Raw genomic sequence first — 21,965 nt, 5'->3', positions numbered from 1 at the left:
TTCCGACGTCGCGGTCCCGGCTCCTCGTTCTCGACATCGTGCCCGGCGTCGAGCGAGTACCCGGAAGGTGAACCGTGACCACCACGCATACCGGCCCGTTCCCGGCGGCTCCGACGACGATCGTCCGCCGCGGCGATATCGACCTCGCCGTCTTCGAGACCGGAGATCCGGCGGGTACCCCGGTCCTGCTCGTGCACGGCTGGCCCGACACCCATCTGCTCTGGAACCGCGTCGCCGAACATCTCGGTACGAGGCATCGCGTCATCGCCTTCGACAATCGCGGCGCGGGTGCGAGCACGGTGCCGGCCGCGGTCGAGTCCTATCGCGTAGAGGAACTCGCGGCCGACATTCTCGCCGTGGTCGAGGCATTGTCGCCGGACAGGCCGGTCCACGTCCTCGGCCACGATTGGGGGTCGGTCGTCGGCTGGGAACTCGTCGCCACCCCCGCAGTCGCGCGCCGGATCGCGTCCTTCACCTCGGTTTCCGGACCCAATCTGGATCTTCTCGGCGCCTACCTGCGCGGCCCGTTCTCCTTCGCGCGTCTGCGCGGCGCGGTGACCCAGGGCCTCGCCTCGTCCTACACCGCGGCCTTCCGCGTTCCCCGTCTCGCGGATCCGGTGCTGCGTGCGCTGTCGACCCGGTGGCCGCGCTTCCTCGCCCTCTTCGATGGACTCGACCCCGCGCTGGTGCACACCGCGCCGACGTTGCGCGAGGACATGCTCAACGGTTTGGCGCTGTATCGCGCGAATATCGGCGCTCGTCTACGCCGTCCGCGGCCGCGACGTGTCGAATTGCCGGTGCGACTGATCGTCTCGACCGGTGATCGCGCTGTGCGTCCGGTGGTCAACGACGAGGCGCCGCACTGGGTCGCCGACCTCACCCGCACCGAAATCGCGGCGGGCCATTGGTCGCCGATCTCGCATTCGGTCGAGTTGGCGCAGCTCACCGCCGATTTCATCGCCGAGATCGCCCGGCGCGAGGCCGGCAGCGACGCCGTGCACGAGGTCCGATAGCGCGAGATCGTCGCGGCCTCGGACTAGTGCGGCCTGAACGGTCGGAGACGTTGATCAAACCTCGATTCGGCTGACCGGACTCGTCGCCGGTCGATTTCTCGCAGCCACGGAGCCGTCAGGGGTGTCGTAGGTGCGTTGTGGCGCGGGCTTACCAGTAGGATGGTGGAGTAACTAGCGGCGAATTTCGGCGCGTTCCGCTCAGCGCACGTGTGGCACCCGTATTTCCTGGCCATACCTGTGCTGTGACGATCGCCGCGCCGGGGATCAGCAAGTAAGGAGAGCTACCGACCAGTGGCTGCCATGGACTCCAACGAATCGGGCTCGACCAAAGCGACATCGGCTAAGCAGGATTACGGCGCCTCCTCCATCACGGTCCTGGAAGGGCTCGAGGCGGTTCGTAAGCGCCCCGGTATGTACATCGGCTCCACCGGCGAGCGCGGCCTGCACCATCTGATCTGGGAAGTCGTCGACAACTCGGTCGATGAGGCGATGGCCGGATACGCGAGTCAGGTGAATGTCACCCTGCTCGCCGACGGCGGAGTCGAAGTACGTGACGACGGTCGTGGCATCCCGGTGGAGATGCACGCGTCCGGTATCCCGACCGTCGAGGTCGTCATGACCCAACTCCACGCGGGCGGCAAATTCGACTCCGACTCGTACGCGGTGTCGGGCGGTCTGCACGGTGTGGGTATCTCGGTCGTCAACGCGCTGTCCAGCCAAGTCGACCTCGAGATCGACCGCGACGGGTTTCACTGGAGTCAGAGCTACAAGGGCGCCAAACCCGGGAAGCTGGTCAAGGGCGAGCCGACCACGAGAACCGGTAACACCACCAGGTTCTGGGCGGATCCGGACATCTTCGAGACCACGACCTACAACTTCGAAACCGTGTCGCGGCGTTTGCAGGAGATGGCGTTCCTGAACAAGGGCCTCACCATCACCTTCACCGACGAGCGGGTCACCGACACCGACATCACCGAAGAGGTCGTCAGCGAGACCGCGGACGCGCCCAAATCGCATGCCGAGGAAGTCGCGGCCGCCGATGTCGTCGTGCACAAGGTCAAGACCCGCACCTATCACTACCCGGGTGGGCTAGAGGATTTCGTGCGCCACATCAACCGGACCAAGCAGGCGATCCACAACTCGGTCGTCGGTTTCACCGGTAAGGGCACCGGGCACGAGCTCGAGGTCGCGATGCAGTGGAACTCCGGCTATTCGGAGTCGGTGCACACCTTCGCCAACACCATCAACACCCACGAGGGCGGTACCCACGAAGAGGGGTTCCGCGCGGCGCTCACCACGGTGGTCAACAAGTACGCCAAGGACAAGAAGCTGCTCAAGGACAAAGACGGCAACCTCACCGGCGACGATATCCGCGAGGGTCTGGCCGCCATCGTGAGCGTCAAGGTCGGCGAGCCGCAGTTCGAGGGCCAGACCAAGACCAAACTGGGCAACACCGAGGTGAAGTCGTTCGTGCAGAAGACCTGCAACGAACATCTCACCCACTGGTTCGAGGCCAATCCGGCCGACGCGAAGACCATCGTGAACAAGGCGGTGTCCTCGGCGCAGGCGCGGATGGCGGCCCGTAAGGCTCGCGAGCTGGTGCGCCGCAAATCCGCCACCGATCTCGGCGGTCTGCCGGGCAAGCTCGCCGACTGCCGGTCCAAGGACCCGAGCAAATCCGAGATCTACATCGTCGAGGGCGACTCCGCCGGCGGCTCGGCCAAATCCGGGCGCGATTCGATGTACCAGGCGATCCTCCCGCTGCGCGGCAAGATCATCAACGTCGAGAAGGCGCGTATCGACCGGGTCCTCAAGAACAACGAGGTCCAGTCGATCATCACCGCGTTCGGCACCGGTATCCACGACGAGTTCGATATCGCCAAACTGCGCTATCACAAGATCGTGCTGATGGCCGACGCCGACGTGGACGGCCAGCACATCTCGACCCTGTTGCTGACACTGCTGTTCCGTTTCATGCGGCCGCTGGTCGAGCACGGGCACGTCTACCTGGCGCAACCGCCGCTGTACAAGCTCAAGTGGCAGCGCTCCGAGCCGGAGTTCGCCTACTCCGACCGTGAGCGCGACGGTCTGCTCGAAGCTGGCCAGGCCGCGGGCAAGCGGATCAACAAGGACGACGGCGTCCAGCGCTACAAGGGCCTCGGTGAGATGAACGCCAAGGAACTGTGGGAGACCACCATGGATCCGGCGGTGCGGGTACTTCGTCAGGTGACGTTGGACGACGCGGCCGCGGCCGACGAACTGTTCTCCATTCTGATGGGCGAGGACGTGGAGGCACGTCGCAGCTTCATCACCCGCAATGCCAAGGATGTTCGCTTCCTCGACGTTTAGCCGGTGTGAATTCCGCTGCGATCAACCTTTCACGCCAGGCCATCTAAGGAGTCCGCATGACTGAGACCACGCTGCCCCCGAGCGGCGGTGCAGGCGACCGGATCGAGCCGGTCGACATCCAGAACGAAATGCAGAACAGCTACATCGATTACGCGATGAGCGTGATCGTCGGGCGCGCGCTGCCCAACGTCCGCGACGGCCTCAAGCCGGTGCATCGCCGCGTGCTCTACGCGATGTACGACAACGGCTACCGGCCCGACCGCGGTTACGTGAAATCCGCCCGTCCGGTCGCCGAGACCATGGGTAACTACCACCCGCACGGCGACGCGTCGATCTACGACACCCTGGTCCGCATGGCCCAGCCGTGGTCGCTGCGCTACCCGCTGGTCGACGGTCAGGGCAACTTCGGTTCGCGCGGTAACGACGGCGCCGCCGCCATGCGCTACACCGAGTGCAGGCTGACCCCGCTCGCGATGGAGCTGCTGCGCGAGATCGACCACGAGACGGTCGATTTCATCCCCAACTACGACGGTCGTTCCCAGGAACCGACGGTTCTCCCCAGCCGGGTGCCGAACCTGTTGATGAACGGTTCCAACGGCATCGCGGTCGGTATGGCGACCAATATCCCGCCGCACAACCTGAACGAACTCGCCGAGGCGATCTACTGGGCGCTGGAGAACTACGACGCCGACGAGGAAGCCACCCTCGCCGCGTGCATGGAGCGGGTCAAGGGTCCGGACTTCCCGACCTACGGCCTGATCGTCGGCGGTCAGGGCATCCACGACGCCTACACCACCGGTCGCGGGTCGATCCGTATGCGCGGTGTCGTCGAGATCGAAGAGGACGCTCGCAACCGCACCACCATCGTCATCACGGAACTGCCCTACCAGGTCAACACCGACAACTTCATCAACTCGATCGCCGAGCAGGTCAAGGACGGCAAGATCGCGGGTATCTCCGATATCCACGACGAGTCCTCCGACCGCGCCGGGATGCGGATCGTGGTCACCGTCAAACGTGACGCCGTGGCCAAGGTGGTGCTGAACAACCTCTACAAGCACACCCAGCTGCAGACCAGCTTCGGCGCGAACATGCTCTCGATCGTCGACGGGGTGCCGCGCACGCTGCGCCTGGACCAGATGATCCGGTACTACGTCGACCACCAGTTGGACGTCATCATCCGGCGCACCCGCTACCTGCTGCGCAAGGCCGAGGAACGGGCCCATATCCTGCGCGGCCTGGTCAAGGCACTCGACGCGCTCGACGAGGTCATCGCGCTCATCCGGCGTTCGGCCAACACCGACACCGCGCGCACCGGCCTGATGCAGATGCTCGAGATCGACGAGATCCAGGCCACGGCCATCCTCGATATGCAGCTGCGCCGCCTCTCGGCGTTGGAGCGGCAGAAGATCATCGAGGAATTGGCCAAGATCGAGGCCGAGATCGCCGATCTGAAGGACATTCTGGAGAAGCCGGAGCGTCAGCGCGCCATCGTCCGCGACGAACTCTCCGAAATCGTGGAGAAGTACGGCGACGAACGGCGGACCCGCATCATCGCCGCCGACGGTGACGTCGCCGACGAGGATCTGATCGCTCGCGAGGACGTGGTCGTCACGATCACCGAGACCGGTTACGCCAAACGCACCAAGACCGACCTCTACCGTTCGCAGAAACGCGGCGGCAAGGGCGTGCAGGGCGCGGGTCTCAAGCAGGACGACATCGTCAAGCATTTCTTCATCAGCTCGACACACGACTGGCTGCTCTTCTTCACCAACAAGGGCCGCGTCTATCGGGCCAAGGCCTACGAGCTGCCCGAAGCCAACCGCACGGCGCGCGGTCAGCACGTGGCGAACCTGCTCGCTTTCCAGCCCGACGAGCGGATCGCGCAGATCATTCGCATCAAGTCTTACGAAGATGCCCCGTATCTCGTGCTCGCCACCAAGAATGGCCTCGTGAAGAAATCCAAACTGTCGGATTTCGACTCCAATCGCAGCGGCGGCATCGTGGCGGTCAACCTGCGCGACGAGGACGAACTGGTCGGAGCCGTGCTCTGTTCGGCCGAGGACGACCTGCTCCTGGTCTCCGCTCAGGGGCAGTCGATCCGTTTCTCGGCCACCGACGAGGCGTTGCGTCCGATGGGACGCGCAACCTCGGGTGTGCAGGGTATGCGGTTCAACGCCGACGACGAGCTGTTGTCGCTCAATGTCGTTCGCCCCGATACGTATCTGCTGGTCGCCACCTCCGGTGGTTACTCCAAGCGGACCGCGATCGAGGAGTACACCGCACAGGGACGCGGCGGTAAAGGCGTGCTGACTATCCAGTTCGACGCCAAGCGTGGCACCCTGGTCGGTGCGCTCATCGTCGACGATGACGATGAGCTCTACGCGATCACTTCGGTCGGTGGCGTCATCCGTACAGCGGCAAGGCAGGTTCGTAAAGCCGGACGCCAAACCAAGGGCGTGCGATTGATGAACCTCGCAGATGGCGATACCTTGCTTGCAATCGCGCGCAACGCCGATGAACCCGACCTCGCCGGTGACGACAGCACCGGATCTCCAGACCAGTAAATCCACAGCGGCGGCAAAGAACGGATCTAAGGATTCCCATTGACCACTCCGAATCAGCCGAATGACGAGCGGCAGCACACGAACGGTGTGACCGAACGGATCACACCGTCCCCGATTCCGCCGCGGCCGAACACTCGGCCGGTCTCCTCGGCCGAGAACGGGCAGCAGGGTGCGGGGCAACCCGGACAGGCGCCGAACAACGCCGCACCCCAGGGTGGCCAGCCGCACGAAAACACCGGTAAACAGGGCGATTTCGCACCGCCGAAGGGCCAGGAGCCGTCGTCGAACCAGTCCGGTAAGGACGGGTTCGACCAGGCAACGGTCCGAATGAACAATCAGGGCGGCGGGCAGCCTCCGAAACCGTCGGAAGGCGGTGGGGAGCCTCCGCAGCAGCAGGGCAGCGGCCAGGGCGGTCAGTCACCGTTCCAGGACGGCTGGTCGCAGCTGCCGCAGCGGGAGCCGCAGTCCAACCTGTACCGGCCCGGTCAGGCTCCGGTCACCGGTCGGCCGAGCGGCGCGGGCGGGGGCGGTGGCCTCAACGGTGGTGGTCTCAACGGCGGAGCCACCAACGCTCGCACCACCGCTGACCTCGCCGCCAAGGCGGCTCGCAAAGAGGCCGCGATGGTGAAATCCGTCGGCATCGACGGTCCGACCCGCAGTATCGCGCGGCCGGAACTCATCAAGGACATGCCGGATCTGTCCGAGATCCGGCATCCCCTGCCGCCCGGTGAGAGCGGCGGACAGCCGCCGATGTACCAGCCGCCGATGTATTCGCCCGCGGCACCGGTCGCGGTCGCCGCGGCAGCCGCGGGCGAACCGCTGCGGGCCACCGTGCAGATCCGGCGTATCGATCCCTGGTCGACGCTGAAGATCTCGCTGGTGATCAGCGTGGCGCTGTTCTTCGTGTGGATGCTCGCGGTCGGCCTGCTCTACATCGTGCTCGAGGGTATGGGCGTGTGGGAGCGGCTGAACAACACCTTCACCGACATGGTCTCCCAGGACAGCGGATCGGCGGGCCTGATCGACGCGGGTACCGTCTTCGGTTACGCGGGCGTCGTCGGCCTGATCAACGTGGTGCTGTTCACCGCGCTCGGCACCGTCGGCACCTTCATCTACAACCAGTGCTGTGATCTCGTCGGGGGCATCCAGGTGACCCTCGCCGATCCGGACTAGTCCGGAAGCGAACGTACGGCCGGTACTCGCCCACGAGGCGGGTGCCGGCCTTCGTCGTTTTCGGCCGTCAATGGGACCGATCGACTTCGAGCCGTTCCAGCCGTACCGACAGATCAGCCGTCCTGGCCTGGAGTAGCCGGAGTTCCTCGCGGATTTCCTCGATCGTCGTACCCGGTGCTTCCTCCGGCTGTCTGTCCGCGACGAACACGCCGACCGCCGGAGTCGCCACCACCCACCCCTGATCCTGAAGCAGATGAACGGCCTTCTGTACGGTGCCGAGCGCGACCTCGAAATAGTCCGCGAGACGGCGGTTTCCGAGCAGTTTCGCACCCGGGGCCAGGCTGCCGATCCGAATGTCCTGCTTGATCTGTTCGGCGACTCGTTCGTAGGCGGACATTCCGGCACGGTCGGGGTGCATGCGATGAGTGTAGGGAGACCGACCTCTACCGATATGGATCGACGTGCACTGATACATACTGATCTAGACCGCCCGCTCGGTGCGGCGTCTCCCTGTCGCGACGCAATCCGGACAACGCCTCTACCTGCCGTTTTGGTTAGTGGAGAAGGGTTGGGTATTGTATGTCCGGTCGGTCCACGAGAGTTCATTGTGTGAATCGGCGATGAGATACGGGCCTATAGCTCAGGCGGTTAGAGCGCTTCGCTGATAACGAAGAGGTCGGAGGTTCAAGTCCTCCTAGGCCCACACCTTTTTGCCAGGCTCTCGGCTAACTTGCCGATGGAGACCTGCTCGACCAATCGGTGCGGACGTCAACGCCGATGGCATGATTCGTCTTCATCCCTTCGGGATGCTCACCACCACATCTGCCGCCCCGTGGCGTCACAGCATGTCGGGTGGGCAGATCCAGACCTGGTGACGTGACGTCTGGAACATCCGCCGCGAGTATGTGAAACCTTCGACGAGCGCCTCGACGCCCGAGCGGATGCGGCAACACTCGACTGTGCGGAACTTTCGCAACGCGCACAAGTCCCCGAGATCCAACGCGTCGGTGCCCGTGGCGTCGATGAGTGGAGTATCCGTCGATCGTCGGCACGAAGGATCTTCGAAAACCTCAGGACCATCAAGACTCCCCAGGGATTCCTCGAGGATTCCTCGAGGAATCCACAAGGACAACTTCGAAGATCCGCCGGTCAGCGCCTGTGCATGAACGGGGCTGTGGATACTGTGGAAATTCAGCCTGTGAGTTCCTGTGCATAAGCGGACAGACCCCGTATCGACACCCGCGCGTGGCCGAAGAGCCACCTGTATCGCGGTCGTTTCGACCCGCTGACCGTCAGGGCCCGGAACTGCTCGTATGTCCACCGCGCCTACGCCACCGATTCCGTCGCGTGACGATCTGAACCCGAGTCGGCCTGGATCCTGGATGTTCTGGAGTTGCCGACTTCTCGGCTGATATCTCGCGGACCGAATCGGCCATCGACGCGACTGAGACGCAGATCACCAGCCGGTCCGGTCACGGTCGTCGGTTTCCCGTGTCGAAAGAGGTGTAACAGTCATCGACCCCTGCGCACCGCGCAAGGCCGAGGAGGGACCGAGATGGGCGAGCAGCGCAGCGTGGACACATCGCACCACGGCCGACCGGTATCTCGACGCGCACTGCTCCAGGGTGTCGCCGCATGGGTCGCGTTCGCTTCCTCCGGATGCAGATCGACCGACCAGAAAGGCCAGACAGTGGCTACCGCAACAGTTCTCGACTCGCATATGTCCTATGCCGATACCGGCGACGGCGCCGCGATCGTATTCCTGCACGGCAACCCGAGTTCGTCGCACATGTGGCGCGAAATTTTGCCCCATATGACCCACGGACGCCTGCTGACGCCGGACCTCATCGGCATGGGCGCATCCGGCAAACCGAATATCGGATACGACTTCGCCGATCACGCCCGCTATCTCGACGCCTGGTTCGACGCCGTCGGCCTGAACCGCGTCATTCTCGTCGGTCACGACTGGGGCGGCGCGCTGGCCTGCGACTGGGCCGCGCGACACCCTGATCGGGTACTCGGTCTCGCCTTCTTCGAAAGCATCATCAAACCGATGAGATGGGAGGAGTTGTCTCCGCAAGCGCGCGAACGGTCCGAATCCATCCGAACCCCCAGCGTCGGCGAGGAGATGGTGCTCGACCAAGACCTGTTCATTCGCCAAGCGTTCACCGGAGGCGTGCTCGATCCCGTGAGCGCGGAGGATCTGCGGTCCTACCTCGCGCCTTTCCCGACCAGGGACAGTCGTCGACCCGTCCTGGCGTGGGCGCGCCAAATACCGCTCGGTGGAGAGCCTGTCGAACTAGTCGCGCGCATCGAAGCCTATGACCGGTGGCTGGCTACCAGCGTCGGCACGCCCAAGCTGTTGATGACCTTCGAAGGTTCCCCCACGCTGCTCATCGACGCCGCGATGGCCGACTGGTGCGAACACCACATCGCGACAGTGGATATCGTCGCCTGTGGCCGAGCCGGACATCATGCCGCTGAGGATCGCCCCGATGAGATCGGCGCCGCGATCGCTGCATGGCTCCAGCGCCATGCCCTCATCGAGACACGGAAACGCTGACATCCTGTGCCCACGCACCATCTGTTGGTCGACGATGAACCGATGATCGAGGACGCACCGACCGAACCCGGCTCACCCGACCCGGGCGAGGTCGCGCTCGTGGCCAGAGCGATCGAAGGTGACCCGGCCGCGGTCGCCGAGGTATTGCGCGGACTACAGGATCCGATCTATCGGCTCGCGCTTCGGATGACCGGCCGCCCCGCCGACGCCGAGGACGCCACCCAGGAAATCCTCCTGCGCGTGTTCACTAGGCTGTCCACGTGGCGCGCCGAGGCGAAACTGCTCACATGGGCGTACCGCATCGGTGTCAACCACCTGCTCAATCAGCGCAGGCGGTCGCCGCAGGAGGCCGTGCAGCTCAGTCTCGACGCCTTCGGTGAGAAGCTCGCTGATGGTTTGGCAGCCGACTATCGCGGACCCGACGCGGATCTGCTCGCCACCGAGGTAAGGCTGCAGTGCAGCCAGGCGATGCTGCAGTGCTTGACCCGTGAGGAAAGGATCGCGTTCGTGCTGGACGACGTGTTCGACGTCGGATCCGCCGACGCCGCATGGATTCTGGAACTGACACCCGCCGCGTACCGAAAGCGTCTGGAGCGGACGAGGAAGCGTCTGCGCGCATTCTTGAACTCGAATTGCGGTCATGCGACCGAACAGGCGCGGTGCCGGTGTTCGAGACGAATCGAGGACGCGGTGTCGACCGGCCGGGTAGATCGGCGGCGGCCGGAGTTGGCTACCCATCCGGTCACCGGCGGAGGCCGCAACGCCGAGGCAGCCGAGTCGCAGATGATCGCGTTGCACGACGCCGCGGCAGTGATCAGCGTCCATCCGGACTACGCTTCCCCCGGCGCGAAGATGAAAGCCGTCGCCGGTCTCCTGAAATCCGGACGGTTCTCCATGCTGGTAGACGAATCCGAGTAAACCAGCCCCTTGATTCGGCGCGGTAAGCGATCCGGGGTCCGTGGGAATTCCATTCCGTATGGACTCGAGGATCGAGAGTGTTGCCCCGGCTCGCAGATATACGTCCGGCTGATTCGGCGCTGAATTAATTTACCGACGAGTAGCGTTTCGCCGCAGACGGTCTGGGCTGTTACTCGCGTTCTCGGTGGGTCGACCAACCTTGCTGAACAGAAATCGAAAAACCAGAACGCTCCACCTGTCCGCGGCGGTGTACCACGGTCGGATGGAGCTTTTGTCATTCGTGTTCGGTTGTCGGCCGAGTCGACGTATCGACCGGGTGTTCGGTGAACCACGTCGACGTCGACCACGAACCGAGACCAGCGCGAAAGACGTATACGCAACGGGCGATCAACCCCGTCGCGATCAGTCTTCCGCGCACATCGATATTCCGTCTTCCCGGTAATCGGACGCGATTGGATTACCGGAGAACAGAGATCGTAGATCCCGAAGGGATCAGGGCAGGACCTGCGGAATGATATTCGGGGCGATCGCGCCGACGATCAGGCCGACCACGGCGCCTTGGAGGGCGGGGCCGAGGGCGCAGAGCGGAATGAGCAGAATGCCGACGAGGGAGACGGCGCAGACGACGGCACCCAACGCGCCGCCGACGACCGCGCCCGCGGCGGCGCCGTTGGCCAGCGGATCATGGTTGGCCGCATTGGGATCCGTGGCGATATCCTGCAGATCCGAAGCCGCGACCGGCTGAACGGCATCCGAGGCGGCGGCCTGCACGAAGTCGGGAGCCGCCTCCGGAACCGCGTCCAGCTGTACTGTTGCCGCTGCCAGAGGCGCGGCGGCCGGGGCTTCGGCGGAAGCCGTTCCCACGCCCACGAAAGTTACCGCGACCGCCAGCGGCAAAGCGGCGACGAGTGCCTTACGACCGATTTTTCCGATAGTCCTACGCATGATTTTCCTAGCCTCCCGACCCCCGCGACACGCTGACTCTTCAAGCGTGCGCAATGTATCCGTGTTGCGAATTGCAACGATCAAGTTCTATCCGATCTCGGTCGGCGAATCAACTCCTGATTTCGATCACTGCATACGGCGGAGTCGTGTTCGGCGACACGGTGATCGGGTTACCTTTGGGTATTGTTCGGTCGGCTTCCGGCTATCGTGGCGAAACGCTCGACCGAGCCGGGTAGTGACGGGGCCGTCGTCAGTTCTGAATTTTCCGCATACGCGCAGCTAATCGCCCTTCTCTGTACGCGGACCATGGCGTCGAAGAGGTGCGTGAATCGGCTGGCGCGGAACACCGGGGAGCGGCTTCGATGCTGCCATTTCCTGTGTCCGGCCGGCCACCTAGGAGCATGCCGAGGACGAACACAAGTATGCGGAGAAGACCGAATCCGAATTGTGATCGATGAATGCCCCGGTCTGCGGATTTCGGTGCTCGGATGTCGCCGATCGCAACGGCCGACCGGAGAAAGCCGCCGCGATGGCTTCGCTGAAACCGGTGCCCGCTGCTCCCTGTCGTTGGGGGCGAAGGGGATTCCCACGCGAATAGACAGCGCTCCACGTTCATGGTGTGGACAGATCCGCGGGTCGGGTACCGCGAGTTGGAGAGCGCGCATCGGTTACCTCGCGTGGGAGCCGATGCGTGGAACGCGGTAGACACCGGCGCACGACACCCGTATTTCGTCGGCGCGCGGCGGAGGCGTTCGAGCTGAACGAGAAGATCGAGTGTCGGCGGCCTGTCGCGTGACAGTGTCCAACGGTCGCCTGGTCGGCGAGGGGCGTCCGTAGGACACGGCTGATCACGCGACAGACTTGTCGTGCCTCACACGAAGTCGGCGCGGGATCAGCCCGAGGGCGCGGCGCGTCGGGGCAGGGGAAGGCCGCTGACCTGCTGTGTTGACGTCTATAGCAGCAAAGCGTTAGTTTGTGTCGTGAAATGACGCGAATCTCGGATACTCGCGGGCCGGTGACCGATCATCACAGTAGGGTGGGATTATGAAAATTCTTCTCACGATCGGTGTCGCGGTCCTGGTTCTCGTGGGAATCACCAAGCTGCGGAAGCGTGAAGACGCGGATCTGTGGCACGAGGTCACCACTCGCTGAACGACCCTTTTCTGGGTACTCGGGGCCTTAGCTCAATTGGCAGAGCACTGCCTTTGCAAGGCAGGGGTTAGGGGTTCGATTCCCCTAGGCTCCACTTTCGACCAGCGCGACGCTGGTCTGCGATCACGGGATGTGAGGCCGCGCGTTGTCGGCGTGCGGCATTCCGGATGGGTTATTCATCTGTCAGCGGTCCGTGGATATCCAGGTGCAGATAGGTGTACCCGGTCACGATGAGGCAGACGACGGTAGCGGTGATGAGCATCGCCCAGCCCGCGACCATGAGGCTGAGCAGACCGCCGACGAAGGCGCCGAGGGCGAACGCGGCGTACAGCAGGAAGTAGTCGAGCCAGTCGGCGTAGGTGCCGCCGCTGATATGGCGTTCGATGCCCTGACCCATTTTGACCAGGGTGCCGGTGACGTAGCTCAAGGGGATGGAGACTTCGCCGTTCTTGACGAACGAGGTGTTGAGCGCGCCGACGCCGAAGGCCACGAACAGGATCGGGACGAATTCGATCCGGGTCGACGAGGTGATCTCGTACATCACGATGTCGATGATCGAGGCCGCGGCCAGGCAGGCGGTGGTGAGCAGGGTGGGGCCGTGCGGATGTCCCGACCAGAAATGTCTGCGGCACAGCGAGGAGACCACGACGCCGGACAGGAATGAGCCGAGCAGCAGCGCGGCGGCGACGGCGACGTCGGTCTCGTCGTGGAAGTAGCCGAGGACGGCCCGCTCGGTGTTGCCCGTCATGAACGTGACGAAATATCCGGCGGTGTGCATGAACGCGGCCGCGCCGATGAGTCCGGCGAGTGCGGCGAGGACCCACGACAGCCGAGCGTCACTGTCGAAGAGCGCTTTTCTGCGGACCTCGTCCGGCTGCTTCACAGTGCAGACTCCTTCCGGGACGGTTGACGGATCCAGTCAACCGCCTCGGCTCGAATATTCGCCGAGGGAACGCCGGGGGATGTCCCGGTATTTGCCACGGGTCGTACCCCGCAGTGGAGGAACGCGCACGGTCGCTTCAGCGTCCGCGCGCACGGGTTACCGTGAACCGTGCAATCTGTTTTCGACCACGTGCTGACCGCGCCCATCGACGAGACGCCGCTGGGGAGCGCGGCGGAGGCCTGGTCGAGACATCTGATCAGCGCACGGGAATTCGACAGTCCGCTGGACGCGGCGATCGTCGGCGGGTTCGGCGCGGACCGACTCGGTTACGCCTTCCTCTCGGGGTACCAGGAGGCGATCCGGGCGCTGGTCCCCGGACTCGCGGCCGCGGAGATGGTCGCGGTCTCCGCGACCGAGGCGGGCGGCGCGCATCCGTCCGCGATCGAAACGGTCCTGGTCGAAACCGGTGACGGGTGGAAGGTGCGTGGCACCAAGACCTTCACGACTCTCGCCGCGCTGGCGCGACGACTGGTGGTGATCGCGGGTACCGGTGTCGACGCGAGTGGGCGTCGCCGTCTGCGCGCGGCGTTGGTGACCGTCGACCAGGCGGGCGTCACGGTCACCGATCGGCCGCCGATCTCGTTCGCACCCGAGATCGGCCATGCCACTGTGACATTCGATGACGCCGCGGCCGAACCGCTGCCGGGGGACGGGTACGCGGATTTCCTGAAACCGTTCCGCACGATCGAGGACGCGCACGTGCTGGCCGCGGCGCTGGGCTGGTTGGTGCGGGTCGGACGGCGGGCGGGATGGGCGCATTCGACCCAGCAGCGGCTCCTGGCCTCGCTGGCCGGATTGCGCGGACTCGAGCTGTCCGATCCGACCGCACCCGGTCTGCATATCGCCCTGGGTGGGCTGTTCGAGGAGGTGGATCGGCTGTCGGCAGAACTGGAAGCGCAGTGGGCACTGGTCGATCCGGTGGTCCGGGAGCGGTGGGAGCGAGACCGTCCGTTGCTGACGACGGCCGGACGGGTCAGGGCGCAGCGGTTGGAGACGGCGTGGCGCTCGGTGCGCGATCGGCCCGAATATTCGGAGAAGTGACCTGCCCCGGAAATGGGGAGCGGGCCTCGGCGAAGGGGGGGAGTTAGCCGAGGCCCGCGTAAGGTCGGCCCGGGGGGGAGGGGCCGACGTGAACGATCCTACGCGATGATCCACGTTTGTGTGTGCGTGGCGATGACCACTCCGGAAGTTTTTCGGGCGCTGTTGTTCCGGTCATTCCAGCGGGTATCGCCACAGGTTCGGCACCCGGTCCGAAACCTCCATTCGGAAGCGGCTAAACGTTTGCCAAAGACGTTGTGTTGCACTGATTTACGTTGGTAAATGTGCCTACGACCGGGCGATGTCCCAAACATTCGGAGCGTGCCGACCAGTCGCTGGACGCGTGTCGTCGGACCGGATGCGGCTCGAGATCCGACAGAATTTCGGGAGCCTTCTGCGTGTCGCGGAAGTGCCGGGCATGCCGTGCCCGGACGCGATCCGGCGAACCTGTCGTACCCCGGTGCCATCATGTGCGCGTGCTCACAAGGACGGCTTCCGGCACGAACAAATCGGATGAAATTGTCCGATTCGCGGACAATACTGACTCCGGTATCGGTTGGATGTCCGATCCTGTGCCACCGCTTCGACGCTTCTGTGTCGGACATTGTCCGACCATTGTCATCGAGAACACCCGAACGTCAGGAGAATCATGCCCGACGCAATAGTCGCCGAGGGTCTCGTCAAACGCTACGGTCAACTCGTCGCCCTCGACGGACTCGACCTCGCGGTGCCGGAAGGCACCGTCACCGCGCTTCTCGGCCCCAACGGCGCGGGCAAGACCACGACCGTCCGGGTGTTCACCACCCTGCTCGTCCCGGACGAGGGCCGCGCGACCGTCGCGGGAATCGACGTGCTCGGCAATCCACAGGCTCTGCGTTCCCGGATCGGCGCCTCGGGTCAGTACGCCGCCGTCGATGAATACCTCACCGGATTCGAGAACCTCGAAATGGTGGGGCGGCTGTATCACATGGGTGTGCAGCGCAGTAAGGAACGCGCGCGCGAACTGCTGGAACGATTCCGGCTCAGCGATGCCGCCGATCGGCCGGTGAAGGGTTACTCCGGCGGTATGCGCCGCAGGCTCGATCTCGCAGGCGCGCTCGTGGCCAATCCGCCGGTCCTCTTCCTCGACGAGCCGACGACCGGACTCGACCCGAGGGCCAGGCTCGATCTCTGGGATGTCATCGAGGAACTGGTCGCGGGCGGAACGACACTGTTGCTCACCACGCAGTACATGGACGAGGCCGATCGTCTGGCCGACGCCATCGCCGTCATCGATCACGGCAAGGTGATCGCCCGCGGCACCGCGGACGAACTGAAAACCCTGGTCGGCGGCGACCGGATCGAACTCACTGTCGACCACGCCGACAAGCTCGGTATCGCCCAGCAGGCGCTGAGCGGTCTGGCGGACGGCGAGATCCAGGTCGAGCCGGGTCTGCGCCGGATCACGGTGCCGGTGAGCAACGGCTCGCAGGCACTGGTCGACGCGATCGGTCTGCTGGCCAAGGACAACATCAAACTGCACGATGTCGGACTGCGCCGTCCCTCGCTCGACGATGTCTTCCTCACCCTCACCGGACACGAAGCCGAGGAGAGCCTGAGCGGCGCCGCCGAAAATCGTTCCGGTCGCGCCGACACCGCCGAACTGCTCGACAAGACGGAAGGAAAGGTCAGATGACCACGGCCACCGCGACCGAGGAGCTCTCACGGCCCGGCCTGGGAGAACGGCTCGCGATCGTCGTCAGCGACAGCGTGACGATCGCCAAACGCAATGTCATCAAGATCAAACGCGTACCCGACGTGCTGATCTTCTCGACGATGTCGCCGATCATGTTCGTGCTGCTGTTCGCCTATGTCTTCGGCACGGCCATCCAGGTGCCGGGAATGGAAGGCGGCTATCGGGAATTCCTGATCGCGGGCATCTTCGCCCAGACCGTGGTGTTCGGCGCCACCTTCACCGGAGCCGGACTGGCCGAGGATATGCAGAAGGGCATCATCGATCGATTCCGATCGCTGCCGATGGCGCCCTCGGCGGTACTGGTCGGCCGTACGGTCAGTGACGTCGTCATCAACGTGGTCAGTCTCGTCGTCATGTCGCTGACGGGTCTGCTGGTGGGATGGCGTATCAGAGGTTCGTTCCTGGACGCGGTGTTCGCCTACGTATTGCTGCTGCTGTTCGCCTACGCGGTGTCCTGGATCATGGCCGTCGTCGGCCTGCTGGTTCGTGCGCCGGAGGTTTTCAACAACGCCAGCTTCATGGTGATCTTCCCGCTCACCTTCCTGGCCAACACCTTCGTGCCGCTGGAGAATCTGCCGACCGTCCTGAAGGTTTTCGCCGAGTGGAATCCGGTCTCCGCGGTCACCCAGGCGACCCGTGAGCTGTTCGGCAACACCAGTTCGGCCGTGCCGGTCTCCGACGCGTGGCCCATGCAGCATCCGGAGATCGCCACCCTGGCGTGGGTGGTGATCATCCTGGTGGTGTTCGTCCCGCTGTCGCTGCGTCAGTACAAACGGACCGTCAGTCGCTGATAGGTCAGCGACCGCTGTCGGTGCCGGCCCCCGCCACGGGGGTCGGCGCCGACCCGTTGCGGGAGTAGCCGATCCGGGGCGGTGCCGCGGCGGGCTCGGGGGTCTGCGGCCGCTTGCTGCGGACCAGCCAGGCCACGCCACCGGCCAACGCGACGACGACCGCGGCAATCAGAGAACGTGTGGGTACCTGCAAACGCCTCGAGGTCATTCGACCACTTTGGCACAACCGGGTGAACCGCGCTTCAGCCGCAGGTCTCCGGGGCGACGGCGCCGCACGAATACCCGGGAACTCCACACTCGGCGTCGCCATCGCCGGGTGCGCGGGTCCGCCGCCGGTTCGTGATTAGCATTGGCGGGGTGACCTCACCGATTCCTACCGCCGGTGCGACGCTGCACACCAACTACGGCGACATCGAACTCGCGCTCTTCGGCAACCATGCCCCGAAGACGGTGCGGAACTTCCTCGGCCTCGCCGACGGCTCGGCCGCCTACACCACCGAGAACGCGAGCGGGGGCAGCACCGGGCCGTTCTACGACGGCAGCACCTTCCACCGGGTGATGGCGGGTTTCATGGTCCAGGGCGGTGATCCGACCGGAACCGGGCGCGGCGGGCCGGGTTACGAATTCGCCGACGAATTCCATCCGGAACTCCGTTTCGACCGCGCGTACCTGCTCGCCATGGCCAATTCCTCGCGGCCGAAGACCAACGGTTCGCAGTTCTTCATCACACTCGGCCCGCAGCCGCATCTGAACCGCAAGCACTCCATTTTCGGCGAGGTCGTCGATCCCGGCTCACGCAAGGTCGTCGACACCATCGCGGCCGTATCGACGGATCGCGACGACCGGCCCAAGGAGCCGGTGATAATTTCCCAGGTCACGATCGAATAGATGGTCCGATGAATCCTCAGCCGCCCGCACCGACATGTATCCGCCACCCTGATCGCGCCACCGGATTGGCGTGTACCCGATGCGGGCGCCCCTCCTGCCCGGAATGTCTGCGCCCGGCCGCCGTCGGCCAGCACTGCGTCGACTGTCTCGGTCAGGATCAGCGCGCCGCGCCGCGGATGCGCACCGTCGCGGGCGCGGCGGTGGCCCGCTCGGCGATTCCGTACGTGACCTACGCGCTCGTCGCGGCCAATATCGTGGTTTTCGCGATCACCGTGGTTCAGTCGAGGAGTCTGGTCGACAACTATTACGGGTCACCGCTGTTCGCGCACTGGATGCTGGTGCCCGATCTGGTGGCCCACGGCCAGTGGATTCGCGTGCTGGGGGCGGGCTTCCTGCACTGGGGGCCGCTGCACCTGGCGATGAACATGTTCGCGTTGTGGGTGGTCGGCCGAATTCTCGAACCGGCGCTGGGGCGAACGCGTTATCTCGCGGTCTACCTCGTGGGTCTGCTCGGTGGTTCGGCGGCGAGCATGATCTTCCAGGACTCCAACGCCGCCGCGGCGGGAGCGTCGGGCGCGGTCTTCGGTCTGTTCGGAGCGATCACGGTATTTCTGATCCGGGTGCGACAGAATCCGAATCAGATGCTGATTCTCATCGGTATCAACGTCTTCATCAGCTTCTCGGTCCCGGGAATCTCGCTGTCGGGGCATCTCGGCGGCCTGTTGGCGGGCACCCTCGCCGCTCTCGGTGTGCTCTTCGTCCCGGAGTGGTTGCGCGCGACCTCCCAGGAAGCGATGCGCAGTATCGGATGGGCCTCGATCGCGGTGGTCGGCCTGGTCGATCTGATCGCGATCGGACTCGCCGCCGCGGCACTCGCCTGACCGAAGTCGACGTTTCACGTGAAGCAATCGCGTGCCGGGGGGTCGGTCGCCCTGACTACGGGGAGGGCAGGGTGGCCAATCCGTGGGCGAGTAGGGCGTCGAAGACATCCTCGGGATGGGTGCCCAGGTCCCAGCGACCGAATATCAACAGGCGTTCGGCGCCGTCCTGATCGCGGACGTCGATCTCGAGCATCGGCATTTTGCGTCCGAGACGTCGATAGCCGACCATACGCACCCGCACCAGCTGGTTCGGCGTGTACTCGGTCGGGCCGGCCAGGTTCCGGATCACGAGCCGGGGACTCGGTCCCGGCACGATGGCCAGCCGAGGACGCTGCCGAAAGCCGAGGACCGCGAGTCCGGCAAGACCGAGCGCGGCCAACGCGATGAGGAAACGACCGGCGTTGTCGTTGCTGAGGACCGCCGCGCCCGCGAGTATCACCGCGCCGACCGACACCGCGTACAGCGCGGAGGTGGGCGTGGCCCATGCGAGGCGCTGTTGCGGGGATTCAGGTGTCACGCGGCGATTTCCCCAATCGTTCCTCGAGTTGTCCACAGGGTCATCCACAGGTGTGAATGAATGACACGTCTGTAATCAGGTGGTCGAATCAGGGGCGGATCAGCGCCACCGCATGGTCATGATCAGGCCGATCACCATCAGACCGAAGCCGATGAGGAAGTTCCAGGCTTCCAGATCGCTCATCCAGCTGATCTGGTCGCCCGCCAGGTAGTACACCAGCAGCCAGACCAGTCCGGCCACCATGAAACCGAGCATGACCGCGACATACCAGACCGGAGACGGCCCGGCCTTGACCTTCACCGGAATCCGGCTCGCGGGGTTGATCGTATAGTCGGCCTTCTTGCGGACCTTCGACTTAGGCATGACGTCCTCGTTATCGGCGTGCGGGTCGGTACCGGCGGGGCGGATTCGGATCGAATTATGCATCGAACGCGCTCGCCGCGGTGACCGATCCGGCGGCAGCCGGATGCGGCCCGGGACGGGGCTCGGGCGCCCACCGGTGTGGTTCCAGGCTATCTCGAGTGGTAATGCGTGCGACGCCCCGAGGGGTGGCCACGTAACCTCATACCATGCGCGTACTGGTCGTCGACAATTACGACAGCTTCGTATTCAACCTGGTCCAGTACCTCGGCCAGCTGGGAGTCGACGCCGTGGTCCGGCGCAACGACGCCCCGGAATTGGACGATCCCGACGCGGTCGCGGCCGAATTCGACGGCATCCTGATCAGCCCGGGGCCGGGCTCGCCGGATCGGGCGGGCGCCAGCATCGCGCTGGTACACGCCTGCGCCCGACTGGCGACGCCGCTGCTGGGTGTCTGCCTGGGGCATCAGGCGATCGGCGAGGCATTCGGCGCCACCGTCACCAGGGCGCCGGAACTGCTGCACGGCAAGACCAGCTCGGTCTTCCATGTCGGCTCGGGCGTGTTGGCCGGGTTGCCCGATCCGTTCACCGCGACCAGGTATCACTCGCTCACCGTGCTCGAGGACACGCTTCCGGAGGAGATCGAGGTCATCGGACATACCGAATCCGGCATCGTGATGGCCGTGCGACATCGCACGCTGCCGATCCACGGCGTGCAATTCCATCCCGAATCGGTCCTCACCCAGGGAGGGCATCGCATGCTGGCCAACTGGCTGGAGGTCTGCGGCGCGCGCCCGGCCGAGAAACTGGTCGAAACGCTCGAGGCGGAAGTCGCGGCGCTGGTGCTGCAATGAGTGCGGCGACACGTCCCCATGTACTGCTGTCGGTGGCCGTCAGCCTGGACGGCTATATCGACGACGCGAGCGACGAACGGCTGCGACTGTCCGGCGACGCGGATTTCGATCGAGTCGACGAGGTCAGGGCGGAATCGGACGCGATCCTGGTGGGTGCGCAGACCCTGCGTCGCGACAACCCGCGACTGCTGGTGAAGAGTGCCGAGCGCAGGGCGGTGCGCCGCACCGCGGGCAAACCGGAATATCCGCTGAAGGTGACGGTCACGGCGACCGGCGATCTGGACGCCGAGTTGCGGTTCTGGCACGACGGCGGCGCCAAACTCGTCTACACCACCGATGCCGGTGCGGCGACTCTCGGTGATCGTCTGGCCGGACTCGCCGAGGTGGTGGCCCTCGGTCCGGATATCGATCTCGCCGCGCTGCTCGACGACCTCGGCGCGCGCGGCGTCGACAGGCTGATGGTCGAGGGCGGCACGGGTATCCACACGGCTTTCCTCGCCGCGGATCTCGCCGACGAACTGCATGTCGCCGTCGCGCCGATCCTGGTCGGGGACGCCGGGGCGCCGCGATTCCTCCACCCCGCCGAATTCCCCGGCGGGGCCGGACGCAGGCTGGATCTGGTCGACGTCGCGCGGGTCGGCGATATCGCGCTGCTGCGCTACGCGCCGCGAGCCTCGGTGACCGGATGACCTTCTACGATCCGGCACGCCTTGCCCGCGGTTCGGTCGGCCCGTCGGCCGAGCGGTCGAATCGTCGGCCCGCGGATTCGGAGAGCGCGGCGAGCCCGGAGAGCGCGGAGCAATCCGCCGCCGACCGTCGTCACATGCTCGAGGCGATCGAGTGGGCGCGCCGGTGCCCGCCGAGCGAGACGGCGTTCTCGGTGGGCGCGGTGATCGTCGCCGACGGTGCGGTGCTGTCCACCGGATACTCGCGCGAGACCGACGCGAAGGTGCACGCGGAGGAAGCCGCGCTGAACAAACTGGATCCCGACGATCCGCGATTGGCCGCCGCGACGATCTACAGCACGCTCGAACCCTGTTCTCAGCGCGGCACGGTCACCAGGTCACCCTGCACCGACCGGATTCTCGCGGCCGGAATTCCCCGGGTCGTCATCGCCTGGCGCGAACCGTCGACCTTCGTCACGAATTGCGTCGGGGTCGAGAAGTTGCGCGAGCACGGTGTGACGGTGGTCGAATTGCCCGACCTGGCCGAGGCAGCGATGTCGATGAATCGGCACCTCGAGCTGTAGTCGAATCACGGCGCAGGTCGCGGTGGTGA

The 21,965-nt window shown here is 65.0% G+C and carries 20 protein-coding genes and 2 tRNA genes; 16 read left to right on the top strand and 6 right to left on the bottom strand.

Features of this window, described 5'->3' with window-relative positions; translation table 11 throughout:
* The first annotated feature begins 74 nt into the window (after positions 1-74).
* The 4 genes from DAT37_RS02345 (at position 75) to DAT37_RS02330 (ending at position 7,102) form a co-directional block, all read left to right on the top strand.
* On the top strand, positions 75-1,013 hold the full coding sequence (locus tag DAT37_RS02345) for an alpha/beta fold hydrolase (RefSeq protein ID WP_198654047.1): 939 nt from the start codon (positions 75-77) through the stop codon (positions 1,011-1,013).
* 300 nt (positions 1,014-1,313) lie between these two features.
* Positions 1,314-3,362, top strand: a complete 2,049-nt coding sequence (gene gyrB, locus DAT37_RS02340; RefSeq protein ID WP_109522955.1) for a DNA topoisomerase (ATP-hydrolyzing) subunit B — start codon at positions 1,314-1,316, stop codon at positions 3,360-3,362.
* 56 nt (positions 3,363-3,418) lie between these two features.
* On the top strand, positions 3,419-5,929 hold the full coding sequence (gyrA, locus tag DAT37_RS02335; protein WP_109522954.1) for a DNA gyrase subunit A: 2,511 nt from the start codon (positions 3,419-3,421) through the stop codon (positions 5,927-5,929).
* A 39-nt stretch (positions 5,930-5,968) separates the two neighbouring features.
* The gene (locus DAT37_RS02330; protein WP_109522953.1) at positions 5,969-7,102 is read left to right on the top strand and encodes a DUF3566 domain-containing protein; all 1,134 of its coding nucleotides are present in this window, start codon (positions 5,969-5,971) and stop codon (positions 7,100-7,102) included.
* A 67-nt stretch (positions 7,103-7,169) separates the two neighbouring features.
* On the opposite strand, the gene DAT37_RS02325 is transcribed toward DAT37_RS02330, so the two are convergent.
* Positions 7,170-7,520 (bottom strand): GntR family transcriptional regulator, encoded by a 351-nt coding sequence (locus DAT37_RS02325; protein ID WP_109522952.1) that lies wholly within the window; start codon positions 7,518-7,520, stop codon positions 7,170-7,172.
* Between the two features lie 211 nt (positions 7,521-7,731).
* Between DAT37_RS02325 and DAT37_RS02320 the strand changes: the two genes are divergently transcribed.
* The 3 genes from DAT37_RS02320 to DAT37_RS02310 all read left to right on the top strand — a co-directional run bounded on the left by DAT37_RS02320 (position 7,732) and on the right by DAT37_RS02310 (position 10,583).
* Positions 7,732-7,805 (top strand) — tRNA-Ile (locus DAT37_RS02320).
* 987 nt (positions 7,806-8,792) lie between these two features.
* Entirely contained in the window at positions 8,793-9,665 is an 873-nt protein-coding gene (locus DAT37_RS02315; protein WP_232839447.1) for a haloalkane dehalogenase, read from the top strand.
* Between the two features lie 42 nt (positions 9,666-9,707).
* On the top strand, positions 9,708-10,583 hold the full coding sequence (locus DAT37_RS02310) for an RNA polymerase sigma factor (protein WP_109523238.1): 876 nt from the start codon (positions 9,708-9,710) through the stop codon (positions 10,581-10,583).
* Between the two features lie 492 nt (positions 10,584-11,075).
* Here DAT37_RS02310 and DAT37_RS02305 read toward each other — a convergent pair whose 3' ends face one another.
* Positions 11,076-11,528, bottom strand: coding sequence for a hypothetical protein (locus DAT37_RS02305; protein ID WP_157978240.1), 453 nt, complete (start codon positions 11,526-11,528; stop codon positions 11,076-11,078).
* A gap of 1,173 nt (positions 11,529-12,701) precedes the next feature.
* Here DAT37_RS02305 and DAT37_RS02300 point away from each other — a divergent pair.
* Positions 12,702-12,774 (top strand) — tRNA-Ala (locus tag DAT37_RS02300).
* 78 nt (positions 12,775-12,852) lie between these two features.
* Here DAT37_RS02300 and DAT37_RS02295 read toward each other — a convergent pair.
* Complete coding sequence (locus tag DAT37_RS02295) at positions 12,853-13,563, bottom strand: YoaK family protein (protein WP_109522949.1); 711 nt, start codon at positions 13,561-13,563, stop codon at positions 12,853-12,855.
* A 168-nt stretch (positions 13,564-13,731) separates the two neighbouring features.
* On the opposite strand from DAT37_RS02295, the gene DAT37_RS02290 reads away from it, so the two are divergent.
* From DAT37_RS02290 to DAT37_RS02280, 3 genes are all read left to right on the top strand, one after another.
* On the top strand, positions 13,732-14,664 hold the full coding sequence (locus DAT37_RS02290; protein WP_109522948.1) for an acyl-CoA dehydrogenase family protein: 933 nt from the start codon (positions 13,732-13,734) through the stop codon (positions 14,662-14,664).
* Between the two features lie 646 nt (positions 14,665-15,310).
* Positions 15,311-16,336: an ATP-binding cassette domain-containing protein gene (locus DAT37_RS02285; protein WP_198654046.1), complete on the top strand. Its 1,026-nt coding sequence runs from the start codon at positions 15,311-15,313 to the stop codon at positions 16,334-16,336.
* Positions 16,333-17,187: an ABC transporter permease gene (locus DAT37_RS02280; protein WP_109522947.1), complete on the top strand. Its 855-nt coding sequence runs from the start codon at positions 16,333-16,335 to the stop codon at positions 17,185-17,187. Before DAT37_RS02285 ends, DAT37_RS02280 begins: the two co-directional genes overlap by 4 nt.
* A 4-nt stretch (positions 17,188-17,191) precedes the next feature.
* Here the strand turns inward: DAT37_RS02280 and DAT37_RS02275 are convergent, their stop codons facing one another.
* A complete protein-coding gene (locus DAT37_RS02275) occupies positions 17,192-17,395 on the bottom strand; it encodes a hypothetical protein (protein WP_109522946.1) in 204 nt (67 codons plus the stop codon).
* A 149-nt stretch (positions 17,396-17,544) separates the two neighbouring features.
* On the opposite strand from DAT37_RS02275, the gene DAT37_RS02270 reads away from it, so the two are divergent.
* The gene (locus DAT37_RS02270) at positions 17,545-18,075 is read left to right on the top strand and encodes a peptidylprolyl isomerase (protein ID WP_109522945.1); all 531 of its coding nucleotides are present in this window, start codon (positions 17,545-17,547) and stop codon (positions 18,073-18,075) included.
* Between the two features lie 8 nt (positions 18,076-18,083).
* On the top strand, positions 18,084-18,956 hold the full coding sequence (locus DAT37_RS02265) for a rhomboid family intramembrane serine protease (RefSeq protein WP_109522944.1): 873 nt from the start codon (positions 18,084-18,086) through the stop codon (positions 18,954-18,956).
* A 55-nt stretch (positions 18,957-19,011) separates the two neighbouring features.
* On the opposite strand, the gene DAT37_RS02260 is transcribed toward DAT37_RS02265, so the two are convergent.
* Positions 19,012-19,473 carry a PH domain-containing protein gene (locus DAT37_RS02260; RefSeq protein ID WP_109522943.1) on the bottom strand — a complete coding sequence of 154 codons (462 nt, stop codon included), beginning with the start codon at positions 19,471-19,473 and terminating at the stop codon, positions 19,012-19,014.
* Positions 19,474-19,572: 99 nt separating this feature from the next.
* Positions 19,573-19,836, bottom strand: a complete 264-nt coding sequence (crgA, locus tag DAT37_RS02255; RefSeq protein WP_109523237.1) for a cell division protein CrgA — start codon at positions 19,834-19,836, stop codon at positions 19,573-19,575.
* A gap of 206 nt (positions 19,837-20,042) precedes the next feature.
* On the opposite strand from crgA, the gene DAT37_RS02250 reads away from it, so the two are divergent.
* From DAT37_RS02250 to DAT37_RS02240, 3 genes are read left to right on the top strand one after another with little or no spacing between them, the layout of a single operon-like run.
* Positions 20,043-20,687, top strand: a complete 645-nt coding sequence (locus DAT37_RS02250; RefSeq protein ID WP_109522942.1) for an aminodeoxychorismate/anthranilate synthase component II — start codon at positions 20,043-20,045, stop codon at positions 20,685-20,687.
* Positions 20,684-21,376 carry a RibD family protein gene (locus DAT37_RS02245; RefSeq protein WP_109522941.1) on the top strand — a complete coding sequence of 231 codons (693 nt, stop codon included), beginning with the start codon at positions 20,684-20,686 and terminating at the stop codon, positions 21,374-21,376. The genes DAT37_RS02250 and DAT37_RS02245 overlap by 4 nt, the downstream gene beginning before the upstream one ends.
* Complete coding sequence (locus tag DAT37_RS02240; protein ID WP_232839446.1) at positions 21,373-21,936, top strand: deaminase; 564 nt, start codon at positions 21,373-21,375, stop codon at positions 21,934-21,936. The genes DAT37_RS02245 and DAT37_RS02240 overlap by 4 nt, the downstream gene beginning before the upstream one ends.
* Positions 21,937-21,965 lie beyond the last annotated feature (29 nt).

Source organism: Nocardia aurea (assembly GCF_003123685.1).
GTDB lineage: Bacteria > Actinomycetota > Actinomycetes > Mycobacteriales > Mycobacteriaceae > Nocardia > Nocardia aurea.
This window is presented reverse-complemented; position numbering and strand designations above follow the sequence as displayed.